The organism is Vibrio intestinalis (assembly GCF_025195085.2).
Lineage (GTDB): Bacteria > Pseudomonadota > Gammaproteobacteria > Enterobacterales > Vibrionaceae > Vibrio > Vibrio intestinalis.
Window position 1 is genome coordinate 253356 of the sequence record NZ_JANAVY020000002.1, and the last position, 20828, is coordinate 274183.

A 20828-nucleotide genomic window follows, 5' to 3' on the forward strand; every position below is an offset into this window, starting at 1 on the left:
TTCTCATACAAGTATTAGCTGGAAAATAAACCAGAAGATAGATAACGATCCCCGCGGTCACACACAATTGCTACCACGACTGAATTTGGATTATCTTTCGCAATTTGCAGTGCGGCAAACACTGCGCCGCCTGAGCTGACACCAGCGCAAATGCCCTCTTTCTGAGCTAAGTTACGTGCGGTTTCCTCCGCGTCCGATTGGTCCACGTCTAACACTCTATCCACTCGGCTCTGCTCAAAAATTCCCGGTAAGTATTCTTGTGGCCAACGACGAATACCCGGAATGGCACTCCCCTCTGATGGCTGCAAACCAATAATTTCTATCGCTTGGTTTTGCTGCTTCAAATAGCGTGAAACGCCCATTATTGTACCCGTTGTCCCCATACTAGAAACAAAGTGGGTAATCTTTTGCTGCGATTGCTGCCAGATCTCAGGCCCTGTTGAATGGTAATGAACATCAGGATTATCGCCATTGTTGAATTGGTCGAGCACTTTGCCTTGACCCTCGGCCTGCATCTTCAAAGCTAAATCGCGAGCGCCTTCCATACCCTCTTCTTTGCTGACCAAAATCAGCTCTGCGCCGTAAGCCAGCATTGAGTCTTTACGTTCTTGAGTCGCATTGTCCGGCATGATCAGAATAATTCGATAACCTTTTATGGCCGCGGCCATCGCCAACGCTATGCCGGTATTACCACTGGTGGCTTCAATTAAAGTGTCTTGTGGAGAGATATCGCCACGTAACTCCGCTTGAGTAATCATGTTCAATGCGGGCCTGTCTTTCACTGAACCGGCAGGGTTATTGCCCTCCAATTTAACCAGCACTGTGCTGCCATTATCGGCCACTAATCGTTGCAGTTTCACCAGTGGCGTACCGCCAACATAAGCTTCTATCGTGTTAAATTCCGTCACGTATATCTTCTCCGTGATAAGGGACAAAGTGATGTAAAGCTCAGAGTATAAAGGGTTATTTTTCTCCTGATAAAATAATTAGTTAGGATTTATTCACTTATGTTCTATAAATGGCCTTTGATATATCGTTCTTATCTCATAATCTGAATCCAGCAGATAATTCCCCTTATTTTGGAAAGGATTCTTAGATGAAAATAAAGATAAAATCACGTCTTTTGGCTAGCGCAATCTTGCTGGGTAGCGCTTTTAACGCAGTTGCTGAAGAACAAACCATCCTGAACGCCTCTTACGATATCGCTCGCGAATTGTTTGCTGCGTACAACCCTATCTTCGCCGAGCATTGGCAAGAGAAAACGGGCAATACTATCGAGATCAAACAATCTCATGCAGGCTCTTCTGCGCAAGCGCGTTCCATTTTGCAAGGAATGCCAGTAGACGTTGTCACCTTTAACCAAGTGACGGATGTACAAATCCTCCACGACCGCGGCAAACTGATCCCTGAAGATTGGAAGAAGCTGCTCTCGAACCAGAGCTCACCTTACTTCTCTACTACAGCGTTTCTTGTGCGCAAAGGTAACCCGAAGAATATTCAAGATTGGGGCGATCTTGCCAAAGTAGATGTAGCGAGCGTATTCCCGAACCCTAAAACCTCGGGTAACGGTCGTTACACTTACCTTGCTGCGCTAGGCTATGCGCAGAAAACGTTTGGTAAAGAAAGCACAGACCAACAAGACGCATTCCTTAAACAATTCTTAGCTAACGTTGCTGTTTTCGATACAGGCGGCCGTGGTGCAACCACATCATTTGTTGAGCGCAAAATCGGTGATGTGTTGATTACGTTTGAATCTGAAGTAAACAACATTCGTCAGCAATACGGCGCAGACCAATACGAAGTGGTTGTCCCTAAAACATCTATCTTGGCTGAATTCCCTGTCGCTGTTGTTCAGAAAAATGCGGAGCGCAATGGTACGACAGCCGTTTCAAATGAATACCTAAACTACCTGTACAGCGAAAAAGCGCAGCGTTTGTTAGCGGGCTTTAACTACCGCGTACACAACGAAACAGTAAAAGCTGAATTCTCAGATACCTTCCCAGAAGTAGAGCTACTTACCGTTGAACAAATCGTGGGCGACTGGGATAGCGCAATGAAAACTCTGTTTGCCAGCGGCGCTAAGCTCGACCAACTGCAACGTCGATAATTTCTTCTGTTATCACCTGTTCAACCGCGCGATAGCGACGCTCAATCGCGCGGTTTCTGTTTTGTATTGCCTGTTTGCTGAGTAGTTTTTATGGCCAATTCAACCTTCTCTTTGCCTAATGGCTTGCGACATAAGCGAGTCTTACCCGGCTTTACGATTAGCCTCGGTATTTCACTGCTGTTTGTTAGTTTGATTTTGTTGCTGCCTGCAACTGGGCTAATCATGCAAACTAGCCACCTAACATGGGCTGAATACTGGTTTATGATCAGCGACCCTCGCATCGTTGCCAGTTACAAAGTCACCCTGCTTGCCGCGCTCGCCGCTTCACTGTTTAACGCTTGCTTTGGCTTATTGTTAGCGTGGGTTCTGGTGCGTTATAGCTTTCCCGGTAAGCGGATTCTCGATGCTCTGATCGATTTGCCCTTTGCACTGCCCACCGCAGTAGCAGGTATTACGCTTGCGAACCTTTATTCGGATAACGGTTGGATTGGTAGTGTGTTATCTGAGATTGGGATTAAAGTAGCCTACACACCGCTGGGCATTATTGTCGCAATGGCATTCACCAGTATTCCTTTTGTTGTACGCACCGTGCAGCCAGTGTTGGAAGAGCTCTCAAGCGAAGAGGAAGAAGCTGGTATGTCACTAGGCGCATCCGACTGGTCGATTTTTAGCAAAGTGATTATGCCTTCTATCTGGCCAGCACTGGCCATTGGTACGGCACTATCTTTCACCCGAAGCCTAGGCGAATTTGGCGCGGTGATTTTTATTGCCGGTAACATGCCGTATATCAGTGAGATTACTTCGCTGATGATTTTTGTCCGCTTACAAGAATTCAATTTCGCTGCCGCAAGTGCGATTGCATCCGTAGTGCTGGTTACTTCCCTTGTCCTATTGCTAGCCATTAACGTGTGGCAAGGACGCTACTTACGCCGTATCCACGGCCACTAGGAGCTAAGCGATGAATCAATATCAACCTCGCCGCGTTGGTGACCAAACTTGGGTAAAATGGGGACTAATCGGGCTTACCCTCGCATTGGTTACTCTACTGCTGATTATTCCTCTAATTAGTATTTTCCAGCAAGCTTTCGCTAGTGGTATCTCGGCCTATTTTGAACACCTCACCGAGCCTGACAACTTACATGCGATTCAATTGACCTTATTGGTTTCACTGTTAACGGTGCCAGTTAACTTAGTGTTCGGCATTATGCTGGCGTGGTCTGTGACCCGCTTTAATTTTCCAGGCAGAAAGCTACTGATTACACTCATTGACATCCCATTTGCAGTATCACCTGTTGTTGCTGGCCTACTGTATTTACTTCTCTATGGCAGTAGTGGTTGGTTAGGCCAATGGCTGATGGAACATGACTTACAAATCATGTTTGCTTGGCCCGGCATAGTCTTAGTCACGGTGTTTGTCACTAGCCCATTTGTGGCTCGCGAGCTTATTCCTTTAATGCAGCAGCAGGGTCATTCCGATGAAGAAGCGGCCGTTATTCTCGGCGCGTCGTGGTGGCAATTGTTTCGAAGAGTCACCTTTCCCAATATCAAGTGGGCACTTATCTACGGGGTAATTCTTACCAATGCACGCGCGGTCGGCGAATTTGGCGCGGTAGCGGTTGTCTCTGGCAACATTCGTGGTGAAACCAACACTTTACCGCTACAAGTTCAGCTGCTTTATCAGGATTACCAAGCAGAAGCCGCGTTTGCTAGTGCATCGCTATTGGCATTTCTAGCCCTTATCACATTGGCATTAAAGGCGCTGGTCGAATGGCGTCAAGAGCGCCAGTACATCCTCAGTCAAAACAATAATAAGTAGTTAATATTATGAGCATTCGTTTAGAAAATATTGAAAAATCCTTCGGTAGCTTTCAAGCGCTGTCACCTCTATCGCTACAAATTGAAAATGGCGAGATGATTGGATTACTAGGCCCTTCAGGTTCAGGAAAAACCACCCTACTTCGGATCATTGCCGGCCTAGAAGGCAGTGACAGAGGTGAGATTCACTTCAATGGCCGTGACGTCACTAACGTGCACGTTCGTAACCGTCGTGTAGGCTTTGTATTTCAAAATTACGCGTTGTTTCGCCACATGAGCGTAGCGGATAACGTGGCGTTTGGTCTACAAGTGATGGACAAACGTGAGCGACCTTCTAAAGCAGAAATTAACAAACGCGTAAATCATCTGCTTGAAACGGTGCAGTTAGGCCATTTAGCGAATCGCTATCCTGAGCAGCTTTCTGGCGGACAAAAACAGCGCATCGCCCTCGCTCGCGCGCTTGCTACTCAACCAGAAATATTGTTACTTGATGAGCCTTTTGGCGCTTTGGATGCGAAAGTGCGCAAAGACCTGCGTCGCTGGTTAAGAAACTTGCATGACGAACTTAGCTTTACCAGTGTGTTTGTGACTCACGACCAAGATGAAGCATTAGAACTGTCTGATCGCGTTGTGGTGATGAGCAACGGAAAAATTGAACAGGTGGACGATCCCGTTTCACTCTATGCCAAACCGAATAGCCGTTTCGTGTTCGATTTCTTTGGTAACGTGAACGTCTTTAACGCCAAACACAATGAGAAACGATGGCAGGATGGCCAAGCGTTTATCTTGCCGCCGAATACGCAGCAAACCTCAAAAGACGGTTGGTTATATGTTCGCGGCCACGAGCTATCTATCGCGAGCAAACCAAATAGCCAAGCAAACTTGCCTTTCGATATTGTCGCAATCAATCCAGTGGGTGCTGAGGTTCGGGTTGAGCTTGCGCCAAATGGTTGGCAAAGCGATGAGATATGGGAAGCCAAATTAAGCCACGCACATTTGGCGGAATACCAGTTTAAAAAAGGACAACGCGTGTTTGGTTCACCGCAAGTCGGGTACTTTTTTGGTCAAGATCAACAGAGCTCACCTCAAGTCATTCAATGGCCTTTAGTGGATAAAAACAATCTCAACTTCGAAATCTAATAAAAAGCCCGAGTGAAAACTCGGGCTTGCTGATTCGCTTTTAGAGAAACTACGCCAAAGTCGCGTTAATTTGCGCAAGCACCTCTGCTGGGTTTGCAGCTTGAGTAATTGGGCGACCAATCACTAAGTAGTCAGAACCTGCTTGAATCGCTTCTACAGGCGTCATGATACGGCGCTGATCGCCTTGTGCTGAACCTGCTGGGCGAATACCTGGGGTTATAAGTTTAAACTCTTTACCAAGCTCTGAGTTAAGCATAGAGGCTTCATGAGCCGAACATACCACACCGTCTAGACCTGAGTTCTTAGTCAGTGATGCTAAACGAATCACTTGGTCTTTTGGCGCGATATCCAAACCAATACCCGCTAGATCACTTTGCTCCATACTGGTCAATACCGTTACACCAATCAAAAGTGGGCGATCTTTACCATACGGCTCTAGAATTTCACGGGATGCCGTCATCATACGCTCACCACCGCTGGCATGAACGTTAACCATCCATACACCTAGCTCGGCCGCTGCACGTACTGCTTTTGAACACGTGTTTGGAATATCGTGGAATTTCAAGTCAAGGAATACAGAGAAGTCTCTTTTGTGCAACTCTTTAACGAAATCAGGACCAAACAGCGTAAACATCTCTTTGCCTACTTTTAGGCGGCATGACGCAGGATCAATTCTATCTACGAAAGCAAGCGCATCCGCTTGGTTATCATAATCCAGTGCGACAATAACTTTTTGGTCGGTCATTTCATCTCCTAACGATTTTTAGTTCTTGTTAAATAAAAGGCTAAAAAAATGCAGCGGACAGAAACTCTGCCAGCTGCATTAAATTACTCACCATCCAATCCGCGGATTGGTTTGATCGTTCCCCACCCCTTACATGAAGGACAATGCCAATACATTGAGTGGGTCGAAAAGCCACATTTACGGCAACGGTAATGAGGCTTCACTTTCAATTGTTCACCAACCAGTTTTTGCAGAGTCGCCAAACTGTTCTTTGCTCGGCCTTCTTCCGCTTCCATTAAGTGGTAATCCATCAAACGGAAGAAACCTTTCATGGTTGGGTTTTTCACTAGCTGTCGAGTTAACAGCTCTTGAGCGTGCGCTGAGCCTTCGTGTTGAGCCACCAGCTGAGCTAACATCAGTTCCGCTGATACGCCGGCTTTGTTAGCAATACATTGACGCAAGAACTCAAGCAGTTCGTCTTCTTGTCCCAAATGGTGATAGCAATCAGCCAAGGTCGGTAACACTTCACTGATAAAGTCGATATCTTGATCAATCACCATCGTCATGTATTTGATGGTTTGCGCGTAGTCTTCGGTCTCTAAGTAAAGTCGACCTAGGGCAATACTGGCGCGCACACATTTAGGGTCTTCAACCAATGCGCGCTTGAAGTGTGCAATTGCTTTAGCACCTTCCCCATCCGCTTGCTCTTGCATCGCCATTTCACAATAGAAATGCGCGATACTGGTTCGCATGCGCTTGCGCCCCATCTTCACCAACAAAGAAGCATAGTGAGTGGCTTTGTTCCACTCGCGGGTTTGTTGGTAAATCGCGACCAATTGCTGCAACGCCGCCTCGCGGTGTTCTGGCTCTTCGACTAGCTGTTCAAAAATCTTCTCAGCACGGTCTAGGAATCCTGACGCCATGTAATCTTTCGCCAATTGCTGCAACGCAATGTTTTTCTGGTCAATAGTCAGCCCAGAGCGAGAGATTAAGTTTTGGTGAATACGAATTGCGCGATCCACTTCGCCGCGAGATCGGAAAAGGTTACCCAGAGCTAAGTGAGTATCAATGGTGTCAGTATCGACCTGCAAAAGTTCGATAAAGTGATCAACCGCCTTGTCAGATTGATCCGACAACAGCAGGTTTAGACCCGTCACGTATTGGCGGGAGATCTGGTTGGAGTGTTTCTGCTTGTCTTGCTGGGCACTGCGATTACCCATATACCACCCGTAAGCGGCGGCGATCGGCAACAACAAGAAGAGTATTTCTAGCATCGAGTAAAAAGCCTACCTATCTCTTATGCTTTTGATTCTTCTACCTCGGTTGAGGCTGGTGGTGCAAGCTTATCAAGTTGTTTCTTTAGCTTGCGAACCTGTAACTTAGATTTCAAATGAAGACTGCCAAAAATCGCCCATGCGATAACGAAACCTGTAACGAAAACGCTGCCTAACAATGTAGACAAATGAAAGTCACCTTGTGCAAGGAGATAATTAAAATTCACTATTGCTTGGTTTTGAGCGCCAAGTGCGAGAGCAATCAGAAATAAAGCCAAAATAACAACGATTTTTATAATTTTCATAGTCCGTTACCTATTTGAAAATCTACCGGTAAGATTATGCAGTAAAACCACGGAACACTCCATGGTTATCTTATGAAAAAGGCGGTGTACGAAATCGCACACCGCCTTTAATAATAAGTAAACCGATCAGTTAATAACGTTTACGCGCTCACGTAATTCTTTACCTGGTTTAAAGTGAGGGACGTGTTTGCCGTCAAGCTCAACTTTTTCACCGGTTTTAGGGTTACGACCTACACGTGGCTCACGGTAATGAAGTGAGAAACTGCCAAAACCACGAATTTCAATTCGGTCGCCACTCTCAAGCGTTGTTGCCATATGCTCAAGAATATCCTTCACGGCATCTTCGATCTCTTTAGCTGAAAGATGGGTTTGCTCAGCACAGAGTCTTTCAATCAATTCAGACTTAGTCATAGTTGCCCTCGTAGAGTAATTTACCAGTATTATAGTAAGTAATACCAATTCCAACAAACACTTGCTATCAATTCTAGACAAAAATTGAGCAATGTGTGCAAGTAAAATTAGGTTAATTTACGCGACGTTGCACAAATTGGTATTAATCCACACGTTTCAGCCTAGTTTTTAACTAGGTCTCTGATTTATATGCTTTCCAATAAAAAAGGAGCCTTGCGGCTCCTTTTTGCTATAGGGGAATTAAATTATTCGCCTTTAGCTGCTTTGAAAGCGTCTGCCATAGCGTTACCGAATGAAGCATCATCTGCTTTGTTCAGTGAAGCCATTGCTTCTTGCTCTTCAGCTTCATCTTTAGCTTTGATAGATAGGTTGATTACGCGGTTCTTACGGTCTACACCTGTGAACTTAGCTTCAACACTGTCACCAGCGCTTAGGATTAGAGATGCATCTTCTACACGGTCACGAGCGATTTCAGATACGCGGATGTAACCTTCCACGCCTTCTTCTAGCTCAACAGTTGCGCCTTTAGCGTCTACTGCAGTAACAGTACCAGTTACAAGAACACCTTTCTTCTTCTCAGAAACGTAAGCGTTGAATGGGTCGTTTTCCATTTGCTTAACGCCTAGAGAGATGCGCTCACGCTCAGCATCTACTGCTAGAACAACTGCAGAGATCTCGTCGCCTTTCTTGTACTCACGTACAGCTTCTTCGCCAGCAACATTCCAAGAAATGTCAGATAGGTGAACTAGACCGTCAATGCCGCCTTCTAGACCGATGAAGATACCGAAGTCAGTGATAGACTTGATCTTACCAGTAACTTTGTCGCCTTTAGCTTGCGCTTCAGCGAATGACTGCCATGGGTTAGCTTTACACTGTTTTAGACCTAGAGAGATACGACGACGTTCTTCGTCAATCTCAAGAACCATAACCTCAACTTCGTCGCCAACATTAACAACTTTAGATGGGTGGATGTTCTTGTTAGTCCAATCCATTTCAGAAACGTGAACTAGACCTTCAACGCCTTCTTCGATTTCAACGAAGCAGCCGTAGTCAGTTAGGTTAGTTACGCGACCAGATAGTTTGTGACCTTCTGGGTAACGCTTAGCGATTGCTACCCATGGATCTTCGCCTAGCTGCTTAAGACCTAGTGATACGCGAGTACGCTCACGGTCGAACTTAAGAACTTTAACTAGGATCTCGTCACCAACGTTAACGATCTCAGATGGGTGCTTAACACGCTTCCAAGCCATGTCAGTGATGTGTAGAAGACCGTCAACACCACCAAGATCAACGAACGCACCGTAGTCAGTAAGGTTCTTAACGATACCTTTAACTTCTGCACCTTCTTGTAGGTTTTCAAGAAGTTCATCACGCTCAACGCTGTTTTCAGATTCGATAACTGCGCGACGAGAAACAACTACGTTGTTACGCTTCTGGTCAAGTTTGATAACTTTGAACTCTAGCTCTTTGTTTTCTAGGTGAGCAGTGTCACGGATTGGGCGAACGTCTACTAGAGAACCTGGAAGGAAAGCACGGATACCGTTTAGTTCAACAGTGAAACCGCCTTTAACTTTACCGTTGATGATACCAACAACAGTTTCAGCTTCTTCGCAAGCTTTCTCAAGAACGATCCAAGCTTCGTGACGCTTAGCTTTCTCACGAGAAAGTTGAGTCTCACCGAAACCATCTTCAACAGCGTCTAGAGCTACGTCTACTTCAGCGCCAACTTCAACTTCAAGTTCGCCAGCAGCGTTCTTGAACTGTTCAGCAGGGATAGCAGATTCAGACTTAAGACCAGCGTCAACAAGAACGAAACCGTTCTCGATAGCTACTACAGTACCTTTAACGATGCTGCCTTGTTGGAATTCTGTTTCGTTTAGAAACTCTTCAAAGAGTTGAGCAAAAGATTCAGTCATTATTTAATCTTCAATAAATAAACGTCCACGGGTATCCTACCTCATGGGGTTGTTAAATTCGCCAGTCATCATCCTTGCGACCGACGCTCTGAGCTGACCCCGCTAATTACGCAGTCAGTTTAGATTCAATATATTGTAGTGCTTTTTCCACAACTTCGTCGATACCCATCGACGTAGAATCAAGCACGAGCGCATCCTCTGCAGGGCGTAGTGGCGCCACTGGGCGATTACGATCTCGGTCGTCTCGCTCTTGGATCTCGCTCAAAAGGTCGTCAAATTTAACATCTAACCCCTTGCCTTGCAACTGTTTAAGGCGTCGATCCGCACGCTCTTCTGCGCTCGCATCTAGGAAGATTTTAACTTCAGCTTGTGGGAATACCACTGTGCCCATATCACGGCCATCAGCCACTAGGCCAGCACCTTCCGCAAAAGCACGTTGACGACGAAGTAGGGCTTCACGTACACGTGGCAGTGCCGCTACTTTAGATGCAGCCATACCAGTTTGCTCTTTACGTAGCTCTCCTGATACATCTTCACCTTCTAAAATAACTTTAACCAACTCACCTTCAGCAATAAATTGAACGTCTAGATGAGTAGCCAGTGCTACTAGCGCATCTTCCGAATCAAGATCCACTCCGTGATGAATCGCTGCCAAAGCAAGCACTCGATAGATAGCACCAGAGTCAAGTAAGTGAAAACCTAGCTTACCTGCTAGCTGCATACAAAGCGTGCCTTTACCAGCACCACTTGGCCCATCGACGGTAATTACCGGTGTATGAGTGGACATGAAATACTCCAAGTTGGTTATCTGCCAGTGCGATGCTGCGCTGACTTTATCGGCGACAAATTATAGTGGTAATTTCCCCAAGGTTCTAGGGAAGATTGCGTTTAACTTTGCGGCGTTGAAAAGAAAAAAGGCTTGGATAATCCAAGCCTTTTGCAAGTTTACTATTTGATGTTCTATCAATTAGAAATCTTCTAAATATTCGTCCAAGTACTCTTCTTCCGCTTCATCAACCTGCTCGGTATCAAGCTCTGCTTTGAAGTCTTGGTGTTGCAAGTAGATATCACGAGTTAACGCGTACGGATCTGGAGAGTTCTCTAGTAGAGACTCTTGCGTCACTAATGCCGCGCGCGACTCCATTCCTTCAAGCGCCCATTTACCCAAGCCAGCCCAAAAGTTTAGATAAGAAAGTGGCACATACATACCATCAACGAAATCTAAGCTTTCTCTTGCAGTCCATGGTCCGTAACCCGGCACCATCACGTAAGGGCCATTGCCCACACCATAATGACCAGCTGCATCACCTAATGCTTTATCACTGTGATCGGTGATTCCGGCATCGGATGCAATATCTATCAGACCTAATAAACCGAATGTACTGTTAATCCAAAAACGGTTGAAGTGATCAAATGCCTTGCCACCGTTACCCATTAACAGATTGTTGACCATACTTGAAGGCTCATCTAAGTTACTCAGTACATTAGATATGCCGATGCGTACTGGACGAGGCGTATATTCCACATAAGTGAGAGAAACAGGACGCACAAGATAAGGGTCAAGGTAGTCGTAATTGATCGCCCACATTGAACGGTTAAAACCCTCGAACGGATCATTAACGCCCGTATCATAACCTTGCTCTTCTGGAGCACTTGCACAACCCGATAATAACAGAACGGTCAGCAAGGAGAGCCAAAACCTTAGTTTACACTTCATTGATATATCCATAAAAAAGGCTAGAGTTATACTCTAGCCTAGTTTACTCATAAACGAGTGTTATTAATACTGTTTCTCAATTATAACTGAAACAGATTGACCCATTTCTGCCGCTTGGCTTTCACCAAACCAGTCACCATCTTTCGTCGCTACATTGCCGTCGTTATCGATTCGAACGCGTACCATATAGTTCTCAAGTTGAGATAACTTTTGCCCTTGCATCATGCTGTTACCGTCATCGAGTACAACCGTTCTTGGGAAAGTACCTAGCGGATAACGTGCCGCTGCAACAGGAACTGGAGAACCATCAGCATTGTGTACCGATACAATCAACGCAGCGCTCGGGCTAGCCTGAACATTTGGCGCAAGCTCAATCGATACGGAAACTGATTTCCCACTGTTTGGCGCGATGCCCATTTGTCTCTGAGCATTTTCAATACTGCGTGACAGCATTTCAAAACGCTCATCTTTCGGCCCAATCATCTGTTGCATGATGCTCCAATAACGCACAGCGGCATTAAAGTCTTTACGCTCATACGCATCAAACGCCAGCAAAGAGAACACGCGTAAATCCACGTAATCTTGCTGAATCAGCTTCGCCAGCAACTTACGCGCTTTATCTTGATCAGTGGGTTCTTGTGAAAGCATCAAGGCTTGCGCATAGCCCAGCATGATATCTGGGTTATCGCCCTCTAGATCATACGCTTTGCTCATTGCGCCCGTAGCTGTGGTGACATCGCGGTTAGCTAACGCGATTCGGCCTAGCAGTAACCACCCTTCGGCTTCTTCAGGTTTGTAGTAAAGCTGTGTGCGTAGCGCCAGCGTTAAGTCTTGCATCTCATCTTCTGTCAGCGATGTTGCTTCAGGAGAAGAAAGCTTTTTAGACAATGCGCCAAGGTTTGAGCTCACCTGTTGCCACTGCATCACATCTTCTGCAGCACCAAACTTGTAGTACATACCGTAAGACAACCCCATCAAAAGCAACATCGAAGGCACAAGCACTAACAGTGGGTTCGTTTTCGATGTGCCAGCTTGCTCACCGTCAACAGGAATATCATCCAGTAGTGACTGTTTTAAGTCAGCAATCAACTCTTGTTGATCGTTAACTAAACCTTCACTGGTTTCTTCTTCAAGCTCAGACAGTCTGTCTTTGTAAAACGCTTTGTTCAGTTCATCACGCAGCGCTTGGTCATTGTTTGCCTTGTTCTTAATCAGTGGCCACGCAATCAGCAAGCCACTTAGAACGATTAGGATGATCGAGGCAATCCAAAATAGTGTCATTATTGTTTGTCTCCATCATTGTCATCACCAAGCAGCGCTTTGAGACGTTGCTCTTTGTCTTGATCCCATTCTTCACTGACCGTTTCTGGTTGTTGCTTACCTTTGCGGCTGCGCACAACAATAAACCCAAAACCAATCAGTAAAACTGAAATAGGACCAAGCCACAGGATGGAGGTCGCCCACGTAAACGGTGGGTTATAAGTAACAAAATTACCGTAGCGAGCAATCATGTAATCGACGATTTCGTCTTTGTCTTTGCCCTCTTTGGTCATTTCATACACTTTCTGACGAAGGTCTTGCGCAAGTTCTGCGTTCGAATCGGCGATCGTGTTGTTCTGACATTTAGGACAACGCAAGGTATTACCAAGTTCTTTAAACTGCTGCTCTTGCTCTAGGTTTTCAAACTCATACACTTCAATCGTGGCATGAGCCACCATTGAAAAAGAACAAGCGATCAAGAATGCGAAAATCCACTTTTTCATTGTTTCGCCTCCTCAACCATTTGTTGATACATAGGTTGCAGCTTCTCTTGCCAGTTACGCGGATTTACATCGCCTACGTGGCGATAACGAATCACGCCATTGGCATCAATCAAGAAAGTTTCCGGTGCACCATAGACGCCGAGGTCTAAACCAAGCATGCCATCGCCATCAAACAAGCTGATTAGGTATGGGTTACCTAAGTCATTCAACCAGCCTACGGCTTTATCACGTTGGTCTTTGTAGTTAAGGCCGATAATTTTCACGCCTTTACCTGCAAGCTCATTAAGGTACTGGTGCTCTGCATAACAAGTCGGGCACCACGTCGCCCATACGTTCAGAAGTAATGGCTCACCTTTAAAAATGCCTTGGTCATACAGCTTACCCGGCTCAGCTAAATCTTCTAAGCGGAACTCAGGGACGTTTTTACCCACCAAAACCGATTCAAGTTTCGTTGGATCGTCACCTTCTGCGTTTTTCACTAGCTGAGTAACAAAAACCGACACTAATGCCATGAATGCCACAAGTGGAATAAATAGAAGTTTCTTGTTCATTTACGCCTCCTGCTTACTGGCTTTCTTTCTGAAACGGTAACGCTTGTCACTGATTGCCAACGCACCACCTAATGCCATGATGAATGAGCCAGCCCAAATCCAGTTTACAAACGGTTTGTAGTAAATACGTACTGCCCATGATTTATTATCGTCAAGGCGGTCACCCATCGCCACGTATAAGTCACGAGTGACACTACGATCAATGGCCGCTTCAGTCATCATCGAACGAGCGGTTTGATAGAAACGTTTTTCAGCGTGTAACGTGTTGATAGGCTTGCCATTAAGGGTAATATCGAAATCAGCAATGTAGCCATCATAGTTCGGGCCGTCACTGTCTCGCACACCTGAGAAGTAGAAGTTATAACCTTGCAATTGGAAGTTATCACCCGGCGCTAAACGCACATCGCGTTCAATGCTGTAGTTTTGCACCATCGCAATACCAATCACGGTCACGGCTAAACCAAGGTGACCTAAAATCATCGCCCAATGGCTGCGCTGCAATTTGGTAATACCAACAGCAAAACTATGACGGTGTGTCGCGCGTTGGTACATCTCGTAGCCATGCATCAAAATAATCCACATCGCCATCACCCAGCCGATATAAGCCATCACTAGGAACTGATCCGAGAAAATCGTGTTGAAAACCCACGCAAGAACAAGCGAAGCTACGCCTGAAATCAGCATAGGTTTTGCCAAGCTCGACAGGTTATCACGCTTCCAACGAACTAATGGACCGATACCAAGTAAGAACGAGAATGGAATCATCAGCCATGCAAACAACATGTCGAAGAAAGGCGTACCAATAGAAACTGAGCCTAAACCAATCTGCTTGTGTACTAATGGCAGCAATGTACCAACAAGCACGACCATGAGCGCGGTAATCAGCAGTACGTTGTTAGCCAGCAAAGCATTTTCACGCGACACTAAATCAAAGTTACCACGCACTCGTACTGACGCGCCTTTCACGGCAAATAGCAATAAAGAACCACCGATAACGAAGACCAAGAAGCCAAGGATGAACATGCCGCGAGACGGATCGGACGCAAACGCATGCACCGAAACCAAAATACCGGAACGTACAAGGAAAGTACCGAGCAAGCTAAGCGAGAATGCTGAGATAGCCAGTAATACTGTCCACGCTTTAAATGTGCCGCGCTTTTCGGTGACAGCAAGTGAGTGCATTAATGCGGTACCTGCTAGCCAAGGCATAAAGGATGCATTCTCTACTGGATCCCAGAACCACCAACCACCCCAGCCAAGCTCGTAGTAAGCCCACCAAGAACCTAGTGCAATACCTAAAGTTAGGAAAAGCCAAGCTGCGGTTGTCCAAGGACGAGACCAACGCGCCCATGCTGTATCTAAACGACCTGTCATCAATGATGCAATCGCGAACGAGAAAGCAACCGAGAAGCCTACGTAGCCCATGTACAGCATTGGTGGGTGAATAATCAGACCCGGGTCTTGCAACAATGGGTTTAAGTCTCGACCGTCAACTGGGAAGAAAGGCAACGTGCGTAAGAATGGGTTAGACGTCACAATGATAAACAGCAAGAAGCCGACAGTGATCATACCCATTACCGCTAGCACACGTGCTACGGACTCTTGTGGCATGCCACGGCTAAACGACGCAACGGCCACAGTCCAAGCCGCTTGGATTAGCACCCAAAGCAGTAATGACCCTTCATGCGCGCCCCAAACCGCGGTTAAACGGTAATACCAAGGCAGTTGGCTGTTTGAGTTATTCGCAACGTAACTTAACGTAAAATCATTGGTGTAAAATGCCCAAAGCAGCACACCGAATGAGATCGAAAGTAAAAGAAACATACCCCAAGACAATGGTCTTGCGGTATTCATTAACATAGTGTTATTTCGTGATGCTCCTATCAACGGCAGTATGCTGAGCAATACTGCCATCGCAAGAGAAACGATCAGCGCAAAGTGACCAATTTCAGCAATCATTCACCGCTTCCTTGTTTTTGTTGTTCTGTGTAATCAAGAGGCTGATGAGACTTTTGCATCGCTTCTGCCACTTCTGGTGGCATGTACTCTTCATCGTGTTTGGCTAACACTTCAAATGCTTCTACTGTAGTTGAATCTAACAACACACCTTGCGCCACAATACCCTGCCCTTCACGGAACAGATCCGGCAAAATACCGTCGTATACGATGGTCACTTTAGGGCCAACATCGTGCAAATCGAACGATACACGTAAGGATTCACTATCACGCTTCACTGAACCTTCAACCACCATACCGCCAATACGCAAGCGCTGACCAACCTGTGGTTTAGTACCATCCGGTTTGCCTTGCACAAGTTCAGTCGGTGTATAGAACAAGTCCATATTTTGGTTTAACGCATACAGCATCAAACCAATAGTGGACGATATACCCAGAAAAATCGCAAGAACAATTGTGAGCCTCTTTTTACGTCTTGGGTTCATAAGGTATTCTCCAAATTCTTAGCGGCATCGATGCGAGCTTGACGCTCAACTTTAGCCTGAACTTCATTAAGCAGGGTTTTATGTCGTCGAACGCTGCTAACAAGCAATGCGATCATTACGAAGAAAGTGATACCGAAAGAGCTCCATACATAACCGGCGTAGCCACCCATGGCCAAAAAATCACTCAAAGATTCAAAATGCATGATCAGTTACCTCTCTGAGTCGCACGAGAAGAAAGGGCGACCACCCAAGGGCGGTGACTTTCTTTGCTTATAATCTCGTTACGTAAACGAACCATAGTTAGAGCACCAAAGAAAAATGCGAAACCGAAAATGTTTAACAGCAGCGGCCATAACATATCGTTGGAGATCGAAGGTTTATCAAACTTAGTAATCGTTGCGCCTTGGTGCAGCGTATTCCACCACTCCACTGAGAAGTGAATGATTGGCAAATTAACCACGCCAACAATCGCCAAAATACCCGCCGCTTTAGCCGCCGTTTTTTGATCATCAAACGCATGGTAAAGAGCGATAACACCAAGATATAAGAATAGAAGAATTAGCTCTGAGGTAAGGCGAGCATCCCATACCCACCATGTACCCCACATTGGCTTGCCCCATACCGCACCGGTCAACAGAGCGATAAAAGTAAACACTGCGCCGATAGGAGCCATAGCCAGTGCCGCCATATCCGACAAACGGATTTGCCAAACAAGACCAATGAATGCAGCAATAGCCATCGACATGTAGACACCCATCGACCAAATAGCCGAAGGCACATGAATATAGATAATTCGGAAGCTGTCACCTTGCTGATAATCAGAAGGTGCAAAAGCTAGTCCCCATACGGTACCGACTGATAAACACAGCAGCGCCAATATAGAAAACCAGGGCAATAACTTACCACACAGCTGGTAAGCGGATTCAGGCTTTGCATAAGGATGTAGCCATTTCCACATGTTTGTTCTCGCTCTTTACTTCAGTTTTTTGTGTTGCGCTTCAAAAATTTGCTACGCAATAATTATTAGTTTTGTAATTTATATAATGGGAATTTTTCGTGCTTGATCGAAAACAATTAATTCACACTTACTCTCAATGCCGCACTAATTGCAAAAGGCGTTAAGGTTAAAGCAGCCATAAACATCGCACCTAATATGGCTAGCTGACCGCTATAACCCATACCCAGCGAGGCTGCATCAATCGCTGACGTAGCAAAAATCAGTATCGGAATATACAACGGCAGTACTAATAAACTTAGCAGTACCCCACCTTTCTGCAGGCCAACCGTCAACGCGACACCAATCGCCCCAATAAAGCTCAACGTCGGCGTACCTACCAATAAGGTTAGAACAACCGCCAACCATGTGTTGAAATCTAAAGAGAGCAACACCGCTAATAGCGGGCTAATCAATATCAAAGGCAGGCCAGTAAGCAACCAGTGAGCGGCCACTTTAGAAATCACCACCACTGATAACGGTACTGGCATCAACATCATTTGCTCTAGTGCGCCATCTTGGAAATCGTCACGGAATAGACGCTCTAGTGATAGCAGTGCCGAGAGTAACGCCGCGACCCAAACAATGCCTGCTGCAATACGCGTAAGCAAGTTAGGCTCAGGGCCAATACTTAACGGGAATAGTGTAATAACAATGATGAAAAACCACAGCGGATTGAAGATATCAGCTTGGCGGCGAAAGGCGATCAGCAGTTCGCGGCGAACAATGCTATTCATTGCAGCAAACATGGTTAACCTCCTAACTTAATTTTTCTAAGTTTGGGATTATCGGCAAACATATCTTGGTGAGTTGTTAACACCACGATGCCACCATTTTGAGCATGCTGAAGAAACAACGCTTCCAGTACCTTTACACCTTGTTTATCAATCGCCGTCAGTGGCTCATCTAAAATCCACAACTTATGATCGCTCAGCCACAAGCGCGCTAGAGCAACTCGGCGCTGCTGACCTGCGGAAAGCTGCGCGACAGGCACATCCTCACGACCAGCAAGGCCAACCTTAGTTAGGGCATCGAAGATCGCTTGTTTCTCGACCGCTTTCTTACTGTGAATCGACAGATAGAAACGCACATTTTCATAAGCTGTAAGCTCACGCTTAACGCCTGTCTGGTGTCCTAAGAAGAGCAAATCTTGATGGTAAGCATCGCGGTTGGACTCAATGGTCTCACCGTTCCAACACACCTCACCTTCATCACGATCGCCCAAGCCGGCAACAATACGTAATAACGTTGTTTTCCCTGTGCCATTGCGGCCTTCGATCTGTACTAATTCACCGCTATCGATAGTAAAAGAAAGAGCCGCAAACAAAACTCTTTCATCTCGAATAGCTGTCAGTTGTTTTACTTCTAACATTTATAGTCACAACAGGAAAAGTATGGGTTTATATTACCACAGCCACTTTTTGACAACATAGCAATAGACCTTTACGAGTCACGAAACTACGTAAGAATGCATTAATAAATAATCACATTTAGTAGTAATTACCACTAAATGGTTACATCAATAAGCGAGGTATTCATATTTACACTTGTAGTTATGGCGACATAAAAAAAGGATGCACTTGGCATCCTTAATTATTTTTTCTGTACTTTCCTTCGCGCAGCAGCTTGGCGTTTGTCTGGGCTACCCCCTAGTGGCGGTATTTTTTCGCGCCCGGCGAGCTTATTCTGCAAAGACATCATCAATTCTGCTTCTGCCTTTGGTAGCTCACACTCTTCAATCAGTTCATTGAGGTCTGCGCCTAACTGAACCATCTTGGTTGCGCGAGAATACAAACGTCCATCACCATCAGCTTGCTCAAGATCTTTTATACGCTCAAGCAGGTGGTGAATGATGTCTTGTTGTTCGCTGACTTTTTGTCCAAGGCCAACAACAACCGATCTTACTTCCAGTAGCTGCTTATTCGCTTTTTGTAACTCTCGGTCCAAATTGCGATGTTGCTGCCTTGCATGATCCGCTGCAATGCGTTGTGAACGCTTGAGCCTAAATAGGCTAAGCAATATCACAAGTACGAAAAACGCTATGACTCCGGCAATCACCGGAGTACTAGTCAGCAAGCTGGTGTTCATTATAGGTGAGCCATCTCATCCCATTCTTCGTCAGTAAGAAGCTTGTTAAGGTCAACCAAAATAAGCAGCTTACCATCACGGTTGCTAACACCTTGGATGAACTTAGCGCTTTCATCAGTACCAACGCTTGGCGTTGTGTCGATTTCAGAAGAACGTAGGTAAACTACTTCAGCAACGCTATCAACCAAAATACCGATTACTTGATGCTCAGATTCAATCACGATGATACGAGTGTTATCAGTGATTTCACCTTCCATCAAACCAAAGCGTGAACGTGTATCAATAACTGTTACAACGTTACCACGTAGGTTGATGATACCTAGAACGTAATCCGGTGCACCTGGTACTGGCGCAATTTCTGTGTAGCGCAGAACTTCACGTACTTGCATTACATTGATGCCGTACGTTTCTTCTTCTAACTGGAACGTCACCCACTGAAGCACTTCGTCGTTAGACTGATCTTTTCTCATTTCTACTTCGTTAGTTTGAGACATACCTTAACCTCTCTAAGCCTTACTAGGCGTACTTTTCTATTTATCTAATGCTTTTACATCAAGTCCAGCATTTAGCATAGTGATCAATGCTTCAACATGGATCAAAGCGCACATTTTTTCTTTCACCATGCCAGCAAGCCATGGTCGTTTGCCTGCTGTTTCACGCCAGCGAACCATATCGGTGTTTAGCAGTTCGGTACCCATAAGTTGGGTCGAAGCTAACCCCCACATACTTTCGCCTAACATCACGATGTATTGGTATTCTTCTTTGTAAGAATCATCAGCAAGCTTGTCAGCCATTACCCATTTGGCTGTGTCGACCACATCCAGTTGGGCTTCTCGGCTGGTTTGAAGACCCAAATACCAGTCTGGACGACCGATTAAATGGCTCAATTCTGCTAGCTGGTGAATCCCACCAAGTTCATCTAGTGGAACTGCGAATGTCACGCCATTCACATCAAAGTAAAGCACTTGGAAATCTTGGTCTCGCTGCGTGGACTCCCACGTAGCAGCTAAGTGACCACCCGCTTGCGTTTCTAACTCAACAGCGGTTTCAACTTCTTGCACCTGTTCAACGTCAAATGTCGGCTCAATCACTGGCACTATTTCAGGCTCAGCAGGTTCAACCTCGACAACAGGCGGCTCTACCTCAATACTTGGCTCGGCAATCTGCGGCTCTGGCTCAGCGAGTACTTCAACATCCCATTCTTGAATTTCTTCTTCGATGGCCTGCTGGGCGACTTCTTGAGCAATCTGAACCGTATTCTGCTCCATAACCTCGTCGAGATGCAAATCATCAACGGGGTTCGATGTCTCAAGCTGCTGCAGTAGTCGCTCGACATCTTCTAAATTTGGGACTTCAATCTCGGCAGTAGTTGATTGATAGAAGCTTTCTTCACTCCACTCTTGCGCCTTAGGTTGAAGTTCAAAGCCGTTGACGTGAATCTCAGGCTTGGAAATTTCTGGCTCTGGCTCTGGCTCTGGCTCTGGCTCTGGCTCTGGCTCTGGCTCTGGCTCTGGCTCTGGCTCTGGCTCTGGCTCTGGCTCTGGCTCTGGCTCTGGCTCTGGCTCTGGCTCTGGCTCTGGCT

At 45.9% G+C, this 20828-nt stretch carries 24 protein-coding genes; 4 read left to right on the forward strand and 20 right to left on the reverse strand.

The window, feature by feature from the left end; genetic code table 11:
• Positions 1–14: 14 nt before the first annotated feature.
• Positions 15–908 carry a cysteine synthase CysM gene (gene cysM, locus MU515_RS05650; protein ID WP_260259415.1) on the reverse strand — a complete coding sequence of 298 codons (894 nt, stop codon included), beginning with the start codon at positions 906–908 and terminating at the stop codon, positions 15–17.
• 188 nt (positions 909–1096) lie between these two features.
• On the opposite strand from cysM, the gene cysP reads away from it, so the two are divergent.
• The 4 genes from cysP (at position 1097) to MU515_RS05670 (ending at position 5062) form a co-directional block, all read left to right on the forward strand.
• A complete protein-coding gene (gene cysP / locus MU515_RS05655) occupies positions 1097–2107 on the forward strand; it encodes a thiosulfate ABC transporter substrate-binding protein CysP (RefSeq protein WP_260259416.1) in 1011 nt (336 codons plus the stop codon).
• Between the two features lie 90 nt (positions 2108–2197).
• Entirely contained in the window at positions 2198–3055 is an 858-nt protein-coding gene (cysT, locus tag MU515_RS05660; RefSeq protein ID WP_260259417.1) for a sulfate/thiosulfate ABC transporter permease CysT, read from the forward strand.
• A gap of 10 nt (positions 3056–3065) precedes the next feature.
• Positions 3066–3923, forward strand: a complete 858-nt coding sequence (gene cysW / locus MU515_RS05665) for a sulfate ABC transporter permease subunit CysW (protein ID WP_260259418.1) — start codon at positions 3066–3068, stop codon at positions 3921–3923.
• A gap of 8 nt (positions 3924–3931) precedes the next feature.
• Positions 3932–5062, forward strand: a complete 1131-nt coding sequence (locus tag MU515_RS05670; protein WP_260259419.1) for a sulfate/molybdate ABC transporter ATP-binding protein — start codon at positions 3932–3934, stop codon at positions 5060–5062.
• A 49-nt stretch (positions 5063–5111) separates the two neighbouring features.
• Here the strand turns inward: MU515_RS05670 and pyrF are convergent, their stop codons facing one another.
• From pyrF to MU515_RS05765, 19 genes are all read right to left on the reverse strand, one after another.
• On the reverse strand, positions 5112–5807 hold the full coding sequence (gene pyrF / locus MU515_RS05675; protein WP_260259420.1) for an orotidine-5'-phosphate decarboxylase: 696 nt from the start codon (positions 5805–5807) through the stop codon (positions 5112–5114).
• An 83-nt stretch (positions 5808–5890) separates the two neighbouring features.
• Positions 5891–7060 (reverse strand): lipopolysaccharide assembly protein LapB, encoded by a 1170-nt coding sequence (gene lapB, locus MU515_RS05680; RefSeq protein WP_260259421.1) that lies wholly within the window; start codon positions 7058–7060, stop codon positions 5891–5893.
• A gap of 23 nt (positions 7061–7083) precedes the next feature.
• Positions 7084–7365, reverse strand: coding sequence for a LapA family protein (locus MU515_RS05685; RefSeq protein WP_260259422.1), 282 nt, complete (start codon positions 7363–7365; stop codon positions 7084–7086).
• 126 nt (positions 7366–7491) lie between these two features.
• On the reverse strand, positions 7492–7776 hold the full coding sequence (gene ihfB / locus MU515_RS05690) for an integration host factor subunit beta (protein WP_333482214.1): 285 nt from the start codon (positions 7774–7776) through the stop codon (positions 7492–7494).
• Between the two features lie 245 nt (positions 7777–8021).
• Positions 8022–9692 carry a 30S ribosomal protein S1 gene (gene rpsA / locus MU515_RS05695; RefSeq protein ID WP_260259424.1) on the reverse strand — a complete coding sequence of 557 codons (1671 nt, stop codon included), beginning with the start codon at positions 9690–9692 and terminating at the stop codon, positions 8022–8024.
• A 106-nt stretch (positions 9693–9798) separates the two neighbouring features.
• The gene (gene cmk / locus MU515_RS05700) at positions 9799–10479 is read right to left on the reverse strand and encodes a (d)CMP kinase (protein WP_260259425.1); all 681 of its coding nucleotides are present in this window, start codon (positions 10477–10479) and stop codon (positions 9799–9801) included.
• A gap of 180 nt (positions 10480–10659) precedes the next feature.
• Complete coding sequence (locus MU515_RS05705; protein WP_432816132.1) at positions 10660–11421, reverse strand: MlaA family lipoprotein; 762 nt, start codon at positions 11419–11421, stop codon at positions 10660–10662.
• A gap of 51 nt (positions 11422–11472) precedes the next feature.
• Complete coding sequence (ccmI, locus tag MU515_RS05710; RefSeq protein ID WP_260259427.1) at positions 11473–12690, reverse strand: c-type cytochrome biogenesis protein CcmI; 1218 nt, start codon at positions 12688–12690, stop codon at positions 11473–11475.
• Positions 12690–13172 (reverse strand): cytochrome c-type biogenesis protein, encoded by a 483-nt coding sequence (locus MU515_RS05715; protein ID WP_260259429.1) that lies wholly within the window; start codon positions 13170–13172, stop codon positions 12690–12692. Before MU515_RS05715 ends, ccmI begins: the two co-directional genes overlap by 1 nt.
• Complete coding sequence (locus tag MU515_RS05720; RefSeq protein WP_260259430.1) at positions 13169–13723, reverse strand: DsbE family thiol:disulfide interchange protein; 555 nt, start codon at positions 13721–13723, stop codon at positions 13169–13171. Before MU515_RS05720 ends, MU515_RS05715 begins: the two co-directional genes overlap by 4 nt.
• Positions 13724–15682 carry a heme lyase CcmF/NrfE family subunit gene (locus MU515_RS05725; protein ID WP_260259432.1) on the reverse strand — a complete coding sequence of 653 codons (1959 nt, stop codon included), beginning with the start codon at positions 15680–15682 and terminating at the stop codon, positions 13724–13726. It abuts the gene before it with no gap.
• The gene (gene ccmE / locus MU515_RS05730; protein WP_260259434.1) at positions 15679–16164 is read right to left on the reverse strand and encodes a cytochrome c maturation protein CcmE; all 486 of its coding nucleotides are present in this window, start codon (positions 16162–16164) and stop codon (positions 15679–15681) included. The genes MU515_RS05725 and ccmE overlap by 4 nt, the downstream gene beginning before the upstream one ends.
• Complete coding sequence (ccmD, locus tag MU515_RS05735) at positions 16161–16367, reverse strand: heme exporter protein CcmD (protein WP_260259435.1); 207 nt, start codon at positions 16365–16367, stop codon at positions 16161–16163. Before ccmD ends, ccmE begins: the two co-directional genes overlap by 4 nt.
• 2 nt (positions 16368–16369) lie before the next feature.
• On the reverse strand, positions 16370–17122 hold the full coding sequence (locus tag MU515_RS05740; protein WP_260259436.1) for a heme ABC transporter permease: 753 nt from the start codon (positions 17120–17122) through the stop codon (positions 16370–16372).
• 116 nt (positions 17123–17238) lie between these two features.
• Positions 17239–17907, reverse strand: coding sequence for a heme exporter protein CcmB (gene ccmB / locus MU515_RS05745; RefSeq protein WP_260259438.1), 669 nt, complete (start codon positions 17905–17907; stop codon positions 17239–17241).
• Between the two features lie 2 nt (positions 17908–17909).
• Positions 17910–18530, reverse strand: a complete 621-nt coding sequence (gene ccmA, locus MU515_RS05750) for a cytochrome c biogenesis heme-transporting ATPase CcmA (protein WP_260259439.1) — start codon at positions 18528–18530, stop codon at positions 17910–17912.
• Between the two features lie 221 nt (positions 18531–18751).
• A complete protein-coding gene (locus MU515_RS05755; RefSeq protein WP_260259440.1) occupies positions 18752–19246 on the reverse strand; it encodes a DUF2802 domain-containing protein in 495 nt (164 codons plus the stop codon).
• Positions 19246–19740, reverse strand: a complete 495-nt coding sequence (locus MU515_RS05760) for a chemotaxis protein CheW (protein ID WP_260259441.1) — start codon at positions 19738–19740, stop codon at positions 19246–19248. Before MU515_RS05760 ends, MU515_RS05755 begins: the two co-directional genes overlap by 1 nt.
• Before the next feature lie 36 nt (positions 19741–19776).
• On the reverse strand, positions 19777–20828 hold a 1052-nt coding region (locus MU515_RS05765; protein ID WP_260259442.1), incomplete at its 5' end, for a chemotaxis protein CheW.

Coding starts and splice junctions, on each gene's coding strand:
- MU515_RS05705 (WP_432816132.1), bottom strand. CDS start 11,421: ATGGATATATCAATGAAGTGTAAACTAAGGTTTTGGCTCTCCTTGCTG.
- cysT (WP_260259417.1), top strand. CDS start 2,198: ATGGCCAATTCAACCTTCTCTTTGCCTAATGGCTTGCGACATAAGCGA.
- MU515_RS05670 (WP_260259419.1), top strand. CDS start 3,932: ATGAGCATTCGTTTAGAAAATATTGAAAAATCCTTCGGTAGCTTTCAA.
- MU515_RS05760 (WP_260259441.1), bottom strand. CDS start 19,740: ATGTCTCAAACTAACGAAGTAGAAATGAGAAAAGATCAGTCTAACGAC.
- MU515_RS05720 (WP_260259430.1), bottom strand. CDS start 13,723: ATGAACAAGAAACTTCTATTTATTCCACTTGTGGCATTCATGGCATTA.
- MU515_RS05755 (WP_260259440.1), bottom strand. CDS start 19,246: ATGAACACCAGCTTGCTGACTAGTACTCCGGTGATTGCCGGAGTCATA.
- ccmE (WP_260259434.1), bottom strand. CDS start 16,164: ATGAACCCAAGACGTAAAAAGAGGCTCACAATTGTTCTTGCGATTTTT.
- MU515_RS05685 (WP_260259422.1), bottom strand. CDS start 7,365: ATGAAAATTATAAAAATCGTTGTTATTTTGGCTTTATTTCTGATTGCT.
- lapB (WP_260259421.1), bottom strand. CDS start 7,060: ATGCTAGAAATACTCTTCTTGTTGTTGCCGATCGCCGCCGCTTACGGG.
- ccmA (WP_260259439.1), bottom strand. CDS start 18,530: ATGTTAGAAGTAAAACAACTGACAGCTATTCGAGATGAAAGAGTTTTG.
- MU515_RS05740 (WP_260259436.1), bottom strand. CDS start 17,122: ATGTGGAAATGGCTACATCCTTATGCAAAGCCTGAATCCGCTTACCAG.
- cmk (WP_260259425.1), bottom strand. CDS start 10,479: ATGTCCACTCATACACCGGTAATTACCGTCGATGGGCCAAGTGGTGCT.
- ccmI (WP_260259427.1), bottom strand. CDS start 12,690: ATGACACTATTTTGGATTGCCTCGATCATCCTAATCGTTCTAAGTGGC.
- cysW (WP_260259418.1), top strand. CDS start 3,066: ATGAATCAATATCAACCTCGCCGCGTTGGTGACCAAACTTGGGTAAAA.
- ccmB (WP_260259438.1), bottom strand. CDS start 17,907: ATGTTTGCTGCAATGAATAGCATTGTTCGCCGCGAACTGCTGATCGCC.
- ccmD (WP_260259435.1), bottom strand. CDS start 16,367: ATGCATTTTGAATCTTTGAGTGATTTTTTGGCCATGGGTGGCTACGCC.
- ihfB (WP_333482214.1), bottom strand. CDS start 7,776: ATGACTAAGTCTGAATTGATTGAAAGACTCTGTGCTGAGCAAACCCAT.
- MU515_RS05715 (WP_260259429.1), bottom strand. CDS start 13,172: ATGAAAAAGTGGATTTTCGCATTCTTGATCGCTTGTTCTTTTTCAATG.
- cysP (WP_260259416.1), top strand. CDS start 1,097: ATGAAAATAAAGATAAAATCACGTCTTTTGGCTAGCGCAATCTTGCTG.
- MU515_RS05725 (WP_260259432.1), bottom strand. CDS start 15,682: ATGATTGCTGAAATTGGTCACTTTGCGCTGATCGTTTCTCTTGCGATG.
- rpsA (WP_260259424.1), bottom strand. CDS start 9,692: ATGACTGAATCTTTTGCTCAACTCTTTGAAGAGTTTCTAAACGAAACA.
- pyrF (WP_260259420.1), bottom strand. CDS start 5,807: ATGACCGACCAAAAAGTTATTGTCGCACTGGATTATGATAACCAAGCG.